Raw genomic sequence first — 12,240 nt, 5'->3', positions numbered from 1 at the left:
CCGATTACATGGTACGAGCAGAATGTCTACAGGTATAATGAGATCATCCAAGGGGACACATCATAAATAGTTGGAGGTAGAATGATATGAAAAACAACAATCAAGTTATCGTACGCAAGCCGTGGAATGTTCGCTGGTTGGCAGCAGCAAAGGCTGCCGCATCTATCGTATTGCTCGGTGCGCACTCGAATGAAACACAGCAAGTAAAGGAAGGCGCCTAATCCAATGAATGTTTCTCAGAGAAAAAGAAGCAGCTCGCTTGCCTCTCGTTGACAATCTCCATTGTCCAACAGTAAGCGATCTGCTTCTTTATTTATAACCACTGTGTCCATTCTATAACTCAAACTCAATCTTCTTCGGTTCTTCTTACCACCATCACAGCCAAGAAAAACGATCCTTATTTTTGCCGCAGCTGCCAGACACGGATGCTCATATAACAGAGTACACTGAACAGTCCACAAATCAATACCGTATGTAATAAGCTTGCAAATAGGAATAAATCAGGATTCGTGATCGTACTCGCAACGACCGCGCCGCTTGCAATCTGTGCTGCACAAAGGATAAGCGCCCAAATGCCGCATAACTGAATCTCGCGATTGTTCTTGTGTTTGTGGTAAGCAAAATGGGACATAATCGCGATTACAACAAATAATAGTGCTGCTGCCACACGATGCATGAAGGCAATTCCTGTCCCCCCCGACAGCTCCGGAATCAACTCCCCGTTGCACAGCGGCCAGCCCATGCATGCCCCTGAAGAGTCCGTGTGCCTAACAAATGCCCCTACGTATATTACGATATACGTATATAGAAGTGTGAACCATACCCCATAGCGAAATTCTGCACGAACGGAGTTTACAACAGATGCAGAATCGATGCCGCGTTCGTAGCGCCTTGCCACTACACTCATCATGAAGGAAGAAGCGAACGCCAGCAGCGAGAATCCGAAGTGAAGCGCCATAACAGGCGGAGACTGGGTAAACACTACCGCAAGCGCTCCCATAATTGCTTGTATAATGGTAAATAATAAGGTGAGAGAAGAGTAATATAGAGCCTCACGATGATGCTTCGCATAGCGAAGAACGTAGATGAACAAGGCCAGAACAAGCAATCCTACAACACCCGTCACAGATCGGTGAGAATATTCGATCATGGATTCGATCGTATATGCCGGAACAAACTTGCCATTGCATAGTGGCCAATCCGTGCCGCAGCCACTTCCGGAGCCTGTCTTCGTTACAAGCGCCCCGTTTAACACCACGATAAACATACCGATGCAAACCGCGTAAGATAACCGCCTCAATATCCGGTAGATGTTCGCGTTCACTAGTTTCACCTGACCCGTTGTTCAATTTTTTGCCATTACAAATTATGAAAACAGTTCCAATCGTCCTCCATTATACAAGATTTCCTAGCTGAGTGTACGGCTAATTTGTGACAAATATTACATCTTTCACTTCCAAATCGATGCATCAGCCCCCTTACCTCATGTACAAGATTGACTTCAGATAATATCGGCTTGCTTCGGATGTACATCGTTCTGCACTCCCTTTCAAGGCAATAAAAAAACCGCCCCACCAGCGGGACGGTTCTCATATGTGCATCGAGTGGCTATTCACTTATTATACAGCTGCAGATACTGCAATTGCCCGATCAACGAACTGCTCGATTTCAGGACGAGTCTTGCGCAGCTTGTTCACGAAGCGAATGGTTTCCTTACCGCCCTTGAAGGCTACGAAGCTTGGAATACCAAGAATGTGGTATTGCTGTGCAACATCAAGGAGCTTCTCCGAATCGATTTCAACGAACGTCACCTTACCTGCATAATTCGTCTCCAATTCAGGCATGAAAGGATCGATGAAGTGGCAATCTGGGCACCAGGATGTCTTAAATACCGCTACAACTGGCTCCTCTTGTGCAATGATCTCATTGAACCGCTCAACTGTTTCTATTCTTTCCATACACGCTTCACTCCCTACTAAGTTCACAGAATCTAACATGGAACTTCTCTTATCCAACATCCAGCAGATGTATTCTGATACTTCTGCTTTCTTGAACTTATAACATTTGAAGAATGGAAAAGTCAAACCCCACACATGAACGTCTACGGCTGTTTTTGGGCATACTATGAAGAAAATCAATGAATTCGGTCACGTATCGTCGTCTCGAAATGGAGGGGAACAATCGATGCTGTCCAATCTGTCCAAGCGCATGCGCCACGCGATACAGCTGATGCGCCACTCGTTCGATACGGCATATAGTGTCGTCCGTTCAACTTGGAATGAACTTTATCAACAACTCGTACAATGGCGGGAACGCCCGTCGTTTGATTGGAATCGCGCCGCAGCGAAACGTGCGGAAGAGCAGGCCAGCCGACTGCTGAATGAGAAAGTACGTCAACAAGGAACAACCAGCAGCTTTCGAGAGCGAGAAGATACGGAATTCTCAGCGGAGGAATGGCGGATCATCCGACAAATTCAGAGCTCTGTTCGTACAGCCAATCGCAACAATATTACACGCACCGCAGCCTATGCGCGAATCTATCAGTCTTACCCAGAGCTGCATTGGGCCCTGCTCGCGCATATGGTCTCACGTAATGGCGGCTGGAGTATGACTGATTTGCAGGGAGAATGGCTGCCCCGCATTATGAGTGCGAACCATAGATTGTGGACCTACCGAGTGCTGGAACGATCGAATGCACTCATATTCCATGATGCCTATCCGCAGCTGCTGCTGTATGCAGCCAGCCGCCGAGCCGGCAAGAGCCTGTTCCATCTGCTTCCTGCCTTTGGCGTATCTGCCTTCATGACCCCATTCTGGGACGGCTTCTGGGTACAGCAGACAAGTTCGCTGCTCACGACAGCACTTATTATTAACGAACAGAACGTCATTGAAGGCAGAGTTATGCGCAATCCCACCTACCGGGCACATGTGCTTAATGAATGGGATTTCCAATTGCATGGTTGGCTGCAGATGAATCAAGTCATTTTCCCGCTTGGCGTTCCATCTCTACGAGAGGAAGAAGCGATTCCGCTCGTTGGGCTTAATTTAGAGAACTTTACTGACTTAGATGAACGCATAGCGTTCGGAGAGAAGCTGTATGCGCTGTTGTTCCATACGCCCCATATTTATAATCATGCTGTTCGTTTCATGCGCGCGGCCCCTCATACGGGATCGAGAGCAGACTATTGGCCGCACCGCTTTGTGAAGCAGGCGATCCCGCCCGATCGAACCGAACTATCTGATTCATACCGCGCTTATAGTCCGGCCTTGACCGATGTCTGGAAGGACGAGCCGGCACGGCAAATTGAAGAAGGCGATTGGTTCATAGATGAGCGAATGTATCGGCATCTCCAACCGATTTCAGCTCCGCTGCAGGCTGACATGACCAGCTCTCATGATCGGTTGTGGCGGGAGACTGCCTCGCTCGCTGGGTTCATTCACCCGAGCAAGGGATAACGAAGCAGATTTTATAGGATTGCAGTCAAAGAAGGACACTTCTCCAGTAAGTGTCCTTAGTGTCCTTCTTCATTCAGCCTGCCGATTCCATGTATTCATCCGGCTTAATGCCTTCATATCGTGTAAACGCACGTTTGAACGAATATACGTTTTCGTAACCCACTCGGCGTGCGATGTCATCAATGCCGCATTCCTTTCCTCGCAGCAATTCCTTAGCCATTTCAATACGAAGCCGACATAAATAATCGTAGAAATTGATTCCAGTGACTTCCTTAAATAGTTTAGACGCTTTGGAGACCGACATCTGGAAGATTTCAGCAAGCTGTTTTAAGGATACGTCGGCACTCGTGTAATTTTGGTTTACGTACTGCAGCAACTGACTTCCAGCTTCAATCGTCGATGACGTATTGGAGTACCGATTTCGCTCGCATAGTAACGTTCCCACTTCAAACACATAGCCCCACATTTCTTCCGTATTTTTGCCCTTTGCTCTATTGGCAAATTGTTTCGCGTAAATGCCCGTATCGAGATTGAGCTCATGCAGCACTCTTAGCAGCGTTTCCATCAATAATGAAACGAGTTTGATCGTACTTGCCTCAGACAGGTTTCGTTTCCCGTTTTCCGCGCTGATTTCATAAAGGATCTGCATCGAGGTATCTAGATTCCCTATCTTCAAGTTATTAATCAACTGAACCTCCCAATCTGTCGGATAATAATAGTCAACGATGCTTGGAATGGTCTCCTCCGGCGCGATCCGTAGATGTTCCCGTGAGAACAACGTATACTGCAAACTTTCATTAGCCGTATAGTAAGACTTACTTATGCCAACGAGCCCCTTCTCCATCGTTCCATACAGGACAAAAGGCTGGAAACCACATGTACGTTCAATTTCTTCCGTAATTCCGGCAGCAATTTGTTCCATCATGCCATCTTCTCCAAATCGGTTTGTGGAGGATAGGATCAACGCTTTGTCCGCATTCGTCACTTCGAATAGCTCATAGTCGAGCCGATGACAGCTCATTACTTTTTCGATGATCACCATCGTCATCATCTCGATTTTCTTAATTTTATCCAGATCGGAAAAATCACGGATCGCATGAAAGCTGATCAACATCGTGCAATAATGCATTTCCTCGGTATAGCCGATACCGAATTTTTTCAATCCGTTCATATGCTGATCATCGGCGAAATACCCCTTGAGAAGTTGAAGGAACAAATTCGACTTCGCCGCTTTTTCGTAGTCCTGCATAGATTGCTGAAGCACCTGATTTTCACTCAACAGCCGGTCGAACGATTCCTCAATGTAATTGTATTCAGAGCCGGATACGGGACTATTTTTACCCTCCTCGTAACGAATCCCTGCGGAGAGCTTGTGAAGCAAGGTTCCTAGAGGTCGGTAACTGACCTTGGCCAACAGAAAAGCCGACAACATGCCGAATGCAATGGAGATCATGATAGCCAGCAGTGAACTGAACAAGTTATTGATACCGATGACACTGTTATCGAAGTAAGAGATTTTATATTGCAGACTGCTCTCTTGGGAAGGCACAACAAGCTCATAGGTATGCTCAATTTCCTGAACCCCGTTATCCGGATTCCGGCTCTGCTTGAAAATAGGCGTCTCATGTGTCGTAATTAAGATGTCTTTGGATTCCACACTCCCGAAACGACGCATGTATTCCGAGAAGTAATCGCTGTCAATAAATAGAGCCAGTACCGCCCGCGGGTGATTGACCACCTCCAGACTTTGAAGGACAGGAATAACCCTCTTACTGCTGCCCCACAAATTGACCGTTGCTGGCGCCATTACTTTGAAATACTGTTGCTCCCGAAGAGCGCTTTGCATCATTTGCCGTGTATCTCCATCAAATATAGCAATATTAGAGAAGAAGTGGTCTTCCGAAAATGTCCCCCATGTCGATAACATCTGTTGTTTATCTGGAAAAATGACTGTGCCGAAAGATAGCACGTTTGTAGAATTAATTGAATTTTCGAAATTCCTTCGGATTTCGAGCATCTTCAACAAATCAAATTCATCATCATAAACATCCGTATTCTGCATCATCTTCCGAAGCCATGATTCAATGCTAATCATCTTCGCTATATTTTTGAGCTCGTTCAATTTATTGTCCACAACCGCTGCAATCCGATTTGCATCCGATACATGCTTCTCATGCAGCTTCTGACGTTCCTCCGTTATGTTCCGCTGTACATTTAAGGTGCTGAATACGATGATGGGGATGATCAAAATCGCAGTATAGGACAGAAAGATCTTTCGAAACGTGCCGCTCCCAAAGCTCCAATGTCGCATAGTCCGCACCTCCTTCGGTTTGAAGAACACTTCACATGATGAAGCAATATGAAGAAAACGGCGAACTCCTCTAAGGAAGCCGAGGAGAACGCCAATTTTCCAGATTATTGGTACAATGTTACTGGATGCTGTTGTATCTATCCAGCAGCTGCTGATCAATCTTCATTAATTCATCGAGCCCAAGCTTTTTCAGCTCGGAGATATATTGATCCCAATCGTCAAGTGATTTTTGGCCTAGAGCAAGCTTGGTCGCAAGTTCCTGAGAGTACGTGTTCAAGTTAGTTAAAATTTTTGTTTTCTTCTCGAGCTGCTGATCATCAGGAATGGCCAAATAGTTCAGGTTCATATTCACAAAATATGGTTTGTAATTTAAAATATTCAGCTCATGATCGGCTTTTGCTTTGGGCACACCAGAGAGCTCGAATTCGAGATTGGCGAATTGAACACGTGGAAAAACCGTGTCCCCGAATAATGGACGCCCAGTAATTTGACCCGATTTAGCCAACTCTTCGTCTGAGCCATTATTAATAAATACCTTCGCGCCGTTGCTGTCCTTCTTGTAAGTTTGCCCTTCGATTCCCCAATACAGAAGATCTGCATATTTTTCCGAGTAAATCGTATCGAAAAACTTGATGGCTGCTTCCACGTCTTTGCAATCTTTTGTAATTGCATACTTCTGCCACACAAGGAATGGAGGTTCCAACTGTGCTGCCGGAGTGATACCGTCGACCGCCTTGAGCGGCATCAATGGGAGGAACTCCCCTCCACCGTTAATGGTAGGCTCCTGATAAGTCTCCAGATTATAATCACTCAATGAAGCAACCTGGTTTTCGGTCATTTTTTGTTGCTTTTGCTCCCCTGTCGCCCCAATCAGGCTTGTGTCGAGAATGCCCTCTTTCGTTAACTGCTGCAAGTAGCGGAAGTAATCTTTAATTCCGTCTTGATACCAAGGGGATACTACCTTTTTGTTCTCAACATCTACTGCCGTGATATCTGTACCAAGCCCGAACCATTGCGCGATAGCGCCTTCAAATTTGCTTGGATCGTATACGAGCACTTCGTTTTGCTTGCCATCTCCGTTGGCATCCTGCTCCCGGAACGTCTTCAATGTTTGCAAATATTCTGCAGCTGTGTTTGGAACCGGGAGCTTCAGCTTATCAAGCCAGTCTTTACGAAGCAGCATCGTCAATGCAACCGGTGCTGGCGTTTTACCCTGATATGTTTTTTTATGAAGATTGCTGAACCAGTACATTTTGCCGTCAGGCGATGTTGTCGTCTTTTTGGCGTATGGGAATTCTTCATTGTACATTTTCTTAATGTTGCCGTTGCTGTACTTCTCAATCAGTGGATTCAGATCAAGCAGGACGCCCTGCTTCGCCAAATTCAACACTGTCGTATTATCTAGAGCCGAAATGTTCACGATGTCTGGAAGCGAGGAACCGGACGCCATTCTCGTTTGAACGACCACTTTATATTGCTCGCCTGGAACCATCTCATAGTCCAATTGCAGACCGGCATCTGTGAGCATCTTATCGACTTCTTTCCATACCGGATATTTCTCTCTCTCATCGAATTTGATATATTTATTCGAACCTTGCGGCCCAAGCAGTTTCAATTTTTTGACTTCGGCAGAAGCAGATCCTCCTGCTTCCTCCTTCTTGTTATCGCCGCTGTTGGCGCTGTTACTGGTGGTGCTGCATGCCGTGATCGACCCAATCATGAGAATTGCCATTAATACGGAGATCAATGTTCTTTTCCATTGTTTCATTTTTAGATTCCCCCTTGAATCGATAAAAACGAATTTCAAAATGATTTCAGCGAAATCTGGCCCTTGTAGCAGAAATGCTGAAATCTTATCCCAGATATATTGTAAACGCTTTCAATACATCAAAAACATTCTTTCTCGTCCAGACCGCAATTCGACGTTAATACGATCTATTCCCTTAAAAAGTAAAGTCCTACTCTTTTAAAGAACCAAGAAGCGCTCCCTTGATGAAATACTTTTGAAAAAATGGATACGTAAATATGACAGGCAATGCTGTAAAAACGATAATCGCGTATTTTAACTGGATGTTGGTCAACATGTTCGCCACCGCATTTTTGGTATCTTCCAGCGATAACATCTTTAGATCCACCGACTGTTGAACGACCACACGGTATAGATACATTTGCAGCGGATGAAGCTTTTCGTTCGGCAGATAGACAAGCGCGTCGAACCAGCTGTTCCAAATCCCGACAATCGAATAAATCGCAATAACGGCAAGAATCGGCTTGGAAATCGGCAATATAATCTTAAACAGCAGCTGCAGATGGGAAGCCCCGTCGATAAAAGCAGATTCCTTCAGACCATCTGGAATCGTCATAAAAAACGTCCTGACGAGGATAATATTCCAAATACTAACCATCCCAGGGATAATAACTGCAAACATGGTATTGTACAGCCCGAGCTTATTCACGAGCAGGTAGGAGGGAATTAATCCACCCCCGAAATACATCGGAATTAGTAGAAATACAACGATCCATTTTCGCCCCTTCAGATTGCGTACCGTTAACGGGTATGCACCCAACACAGCCATTAAGCAGTTCAAAAGCGTACCTGCAGCAACGTAAATCAAAGTGTTCGAATACGCCCACCACATTTTCGCATCTCTTACGATCAATTCATATGAGCTTAGGTTAAAGCCTTTCGGAAACCAAACAACATTCATGGCGGCTACTTCCGAAGGCGAACTGATCGACATGATGATGACGAAATAAAACGGATACAGGGTGATTAAGCAAATGACAAGTGCGATCGCGTACAAGATAATGTCGACCACGACAGAGCCTTCCCTGATCTTGTTCGGATTTTTCCTGACCGAGGCCATTGTACTCCTCCTTACCACAAGGCATAATCTGAATATTTACGGCTTAGCGTATTTGCGAAATACAGCAGCGTGAAGTTGATGACCGATATGAACAGCCCAACTGCAGTCCCTAAGCTGAATTGTCCGCCAAGCAAGCCATCGCGGTACAAATAGGTGCCAATGACATCCGCCGTTTCATATACCATTGGGTTATAGATCAACAAAATAAACTCGCTGTTCGCTGAAAACAGACTGCCAATCGCGAATATAAGCAGGAATAAGATGGTCGGACGAATGGATGGCAACGAAATATGGAGGATTTGTTTAAGGCGGTTGGCTCCGTCCATCTTGGCAGCTTCGTATAAATGAGGATCAACAGAGGACATGGCTGCCAAATATAAAATACTGCTCCAGCCAAATGATTTCCATATGCTCGTGATCGTATAAATGGCCGGAAAATACCCCGCTTCCGTGTTTATCGCGACCGGTGTCCCGCCGAACATCTTCACGATGGTATTAATGATTCCATCTGTATTGATGAATGACAACACCATGCCCGCAACGACGACGTTTGAAATAAAGTGAGGCAAGTAGCTTGCTGTCTGTACGTACTTCTTGAAGATGCCACTTTTCAGTTCGTTAAGCAGTACCGCAAACAGAATGGGCACCCAGAAGCCAAACACCAGAAAATAAAAGCTGAGCGAGAACGTATTACGCATCAATCTTCCAAAATATGGACCATTAAAAAATTCAATAAAGTGTTTAAAACCTACCCAATTCGTATCTGTAAATGAGAAAAAAGGTTTTCCCGGGAAATAATCTTGAAATGCGATGATTATCCCGTACATCGGAATATAACTGAAGATAAAAATATGAAGTAGAACGGGAAGCATTATAAGGTAGAGTTGAGCATTTTCACGCAAGTGAAATGATCGGCGTCCCCCCGGTTGACTGTTCGTCTTCATGATCTTCCCCTTTCCATATCGATTGCGGTAATTTTTGGGCCCCTTCCGCAATTTTATGATAATCTCGCCCGGTTTTGTAAGGCAAGCAACATTTTTTGATAGCGCTCGCAATATTTTCGCTGCATTGAAATTCACCTCGAACAGCCATTGCAGACGCAGGTGATGGAGGCGAAGCAGCAATAAAACAAAAGGTCGAGTTAGGGTACAAGCGTACCCCTTACTCGACCTTTCTCATTACCAGTATCATCTTACAGGCAGTAAATCAGCCTCAGCTTATGAGACAGTCTCTATGACAGTCCATGACAATCCCTATCGGAACAGATCTTCCTCCATCCACTTCAGCTGTGGACTGATGCGAGGCACGATGTCCATATTGGCTAGAATGTCTGCTTCCAGCGATAGTCCCTGTGCCATCTCGATAAGTTCAAGTTCCCCTGCATACAGCCGGAATACTGCGCGCTCTGTCACGTACAGCACTTCGATGCCACGTCGCTGTGCATAATCTGCGCAGAAGGTAAGCTGCTCTACCTGCCGAACGAACTTCCGGAAGCGTCCCTCTTGAAGGATACGAAGGCCCCCATCAGCTATCTCCATCTTCAGACCGCCAGCCGTAAAGGTGGAACAGAAGACAAGCTTCTTCGCATTTTGGCTTATATTAATGAAGCCGCCGCAGCCTGTCAGCTTGCCTCCGTACAGACTCACATTCACGTCTCCTCTTCCGTCTGCCTCTGCCATCCCCAGACAAGCAACATCAATCCCTCCTCCATCGAAGAAGTCGAATTGGGCTGGCTGATCAAGAATAGCTTCTGCAAACGCAGATGCGCCGAAGCTTAGCCCGCGTGCAGGTATGCCACCAACAGGGCCGGATTCAAGCAGCAGCGTCATATCTGTTCGTCCTGCTTCAAGTGCTGCATATCCAACTCCCTCAGGCAGACCGATACCGAGATTAACAACACTGCGTGAGGGGATTTCCTTGAGTGCTCGCCGTGCAATGACTAGCCGCTCATCTCTTGCCATTGGAGGCACATATGCGGCGGACGATTCCTGCTGTATCTCCCCAGCATATGCGGGGTTGTATACCTCTGCGAACGTCATTGTATGCTCCTCCGGCCTAGCGACAACGATAGCATCGACCAGCATGCCTGGGATGACTACCTGCTTCGAATGCATGGTTCCGTGCGGCACGATGCGCTCTACCTGCGCAATCACAATTCCTCCGCTGTTCCTCGCTGCTTGAGCAAGTGCCAGCATTTCTAACGTTACTGCCTCTCGCTCCATGGAGATATTGCCGCGCTCATCAGCAGTCGTGCCGCGCACGAAAGCGCAATGAATCGGAAAAGCTCGATAATAGAGCTGCTCTCGGCCTCCAAGCTGCACCAGCTCTACAAGCTCTTCCACCGTGCTTGCATTCAGCCTGCCCCCTCCATTCCTCGGATCGACAAAGGTATGAAGGCCGACATGGGTCAATGTCCCCGATCGGCCTGCAGCAATATCACGATAGAGATGTACAATCACACCCTGCGGAAAGTTGTAGGCTTCAATCCGGTTATCGAGCGCAAGCGCGCCCAAACGCGGAGCAAGTCCCCAATGCCCTCCAATGACTCGCTTCACCATGCCTTCATAGGCAAGATGGTTCACGCCGCGAACAACGCCATCCCCTTGTCCGGCTGCATACACAACTGTAAGCCCTGTCGGCGCCGCCTCGTTCAAGAAGCGGCGCTCCAGCGCTGACGTAAGTGCTTCTGGGTGAGCACATCCAACGAAGCCTCCCACAGCAACCGTTGCATCATTCGCAATAAGCGCCACCGCTTCATCCGCGCCCATAACCTGAGCGCAGCGGCGCGGGACAAGCGGTTGATTCAGCCGCTGATCGAAGCGGCTATCCACTGTGCTGTGACGAGCATCTAGTCCATTCAAATGGACAACCCTCCGTTCACTTCCAGCACTGTTCCATTTATATAATCAGCTGCATCCGAAGCGAGGAATAAATACGCTTGTGCAACTTCGTCCGGCCGTCCTAATCGGCGCAGCGGTACTTTTTCACGCATACTGTCAATAATCTTGTCCGGCATCTTGGCCACCATCTCCGTTGCGATGAAGCCTGGGGCAACCGCGTTCACACAAATCCCCTTAAATCCTAGCTCGCGAGCCCATGTACGCGTCATGCCAATGACGCCTGCTTTGGTCGCAGCATAGTTCGTCTGTCCAATATTGCCTTGAACGCCAACAATCGATGAGGTATTAATGATTTTCCCCTTGCCTTGTGCAGCCATATAAGGAGCTGCAAGACGCGTGCATAGAAACACTCCATTCAAATTCACATTGATAACATCCTGCCATTGTTCTGGGGTCATCTTCAGCAGCATCGCGTCACGTGTAATTCCAGCATTGTTAATCAGAATATCGATAACGCTAAATGTTGCAACCGTCTGCTCCATCAGTTGCCGTACGCTTTCTTCATCCGCTACATTCGTCTTCACGAATAACGCACGATCACGCTGTTCTCTTGTCAGCTCTTCGATCACTTGCTGCCCCGCCGTCTCATTGAAGTCAGCGATAACAACATTCGCCCCTGCCTCAAGAAACAAGTGTACCGCTGCAAGCCCTATGCCGCTTGCTCCGCCTGTAATGATTGCCGTTTTCCCTGTAAGCTTCATCGTCA

The 12,240-nt window shown here is 46.9% G+C and carries 10 protein-coding genes; 2 read left to right on the top strand and 8 right to left on the bottom strand.

Annotated features, from left to right (window positions below; all coding sequences use genetic code 11):
- The first annotated feature begins 86 nt into the window (after positions 1-86).
- Entirely contained in the window at positions 87-221 is a 135-nt protein-coding gene (locus RQP50_RS25320; protein WP_265332122.1) for a hypothetical protein, read from the top strand.
- 176 nt (positions 222-397) lie between these two features.
- On the opposite strand, the gene RQP50_RS25315 is transcribed toward RQP50_RS25320, so the two are convergent.
- Both RQP50_RS25315 and RQP50_RS25310 read right to left on the bottom strand, forming a co-directional pair.
- The gene (locus RQP50_RS25315) at positions 398-1,324 is read right to left on the bottom strand and encodes a COX15/CtaA family protein (RefSeq protein ID WP_315747103.1); all 927 of its coding nucleotides are present in this window, start codon (positions 1,322-1,324) and stop codon (positions 398-400) included.
- Positions 1,325-1,619: 295 nt separating this feature from the next.
- Positions 1,620-1,958: a thioredoxin family protein gene (locus RQP50_RS25310; RefSeq protein ID WP_065290644.1), complete on the bottom strand. Its 339-nt coding sequence runs from the start codon at positions 1,956-1,958 to the stop codon at positions 1,620-1,622.
- A gap of 226 nt (positions 1,959-2,184) precedes the next feature.
- On the opposite strand from RQP50_RS25310, the gene RQP50_RS25305 reads away from it, so the two are divergent.
- Entirely contained in the window at positions 2,185-3,456 is a 1,272-nt protein-coding gene (locus tag RQP50_RS25305; RefSeq protein WP_315747102.1) for a DUF2515 family protein, read from the top strand.
- A gap of 73 nt (positions 3,457-3,529) precedes the next feature.
- Here the strand turns inward: RQP50_RS25305 and RQP50_RS25300 are convergent, their stop codons facing one another.
- From RQP50_RS25300 to fabG, 6 genes are all read right to left on the bottom strand, one after another.
- On the bottom strand, positions 3,530-5,767 hold the full coding sequence (locus RQP50_RS25300; protein ID WP_315747101.1) for a helix-turn-helix transcriptional regulator: 2,238 nt from the start codon (positions 5,765-5,767) through the stop codon (positions 3,530-3,532).
- 118 nt (positions 5,768-5,885) lie between these two features.
- The gene (locus RQP50_RS25295) at positions 5,886-7,535 is read right to left on the bottom strand and encodes an extracellular solute-binding protein (protein ID WP_315747100.1); all 1,650 of its coding nucleotides are present in this window, start codon (positions 7,533-7,535) and stop codon (positions 5,886-5,888) included.
- Positions 7,536-7,725: 190 nt separating this feature from the next.
- Complete coding sequence (locus RQP50_RS25290) at positions 7,726-8,634, bottom strand: carbohydrate ABC transporter permease (RefSeq protein WP_315747099.1); 909 nt, start codon at positions 8,632-8,634, stop codon at positions 7,726-7,728.
- 11 nt (positions 8,635-8,645) lie between these two features.
- Entirely contained in the window at positions 8,646-9,578 is a 933-nt protein-coding gene (locus RQP50_RS25285; RefSeq protein ID WP_021252611.1) for an ABC transporter permease, read from the bottom strand.
- A 309-nt stretch (positions 9,579-9,887) separates the two neighbouring features.
- Positions 9,888-11,495: a CoA-transferase gene (locus tag RQP50_RS25280; protein WP_315747098.1), complete on the bottom strand. Its 1,608-nt coding sequence runs from the start codon at positions 11,493-11,495 to the stop codon at positions 9,888-9,890.
- Positions 11,492-12,235 carry a 3-oxoacyl-ACP reductase FabG gene (gene fabG, locus RQP50_RS25275; RefSeq protein WP_315747186.1) on the bottom strand — a complete coding sequence of 248 codons (744 nt, stop codon included), beginning with the start codon at positions 12,233-12,235 and terminating at the stop codon, positions 11,492-11,494. The genes RQP50_RS25280 and fabG overlap by 4 nt, the downstream gene beginning before the upstream one ends.
- Positions 12,236-12,240 lie beyond the last annotated feature (5 nt).

The organism is Paenibacillus suaedae, assembly GCF_032337355.1.
GTDB classification, from domain to species: domain Bacteria; phylum Bacillota; class Bacilli; order Paenibacillales; family Paenibacillaceae; genus Paenibacillus_B; species Paenibacillus_B suaedae.
Note: the sequence above shows the minus strand (reverse complement) of the source record. Positions and strands in the feature narration are given on the sequence as shown.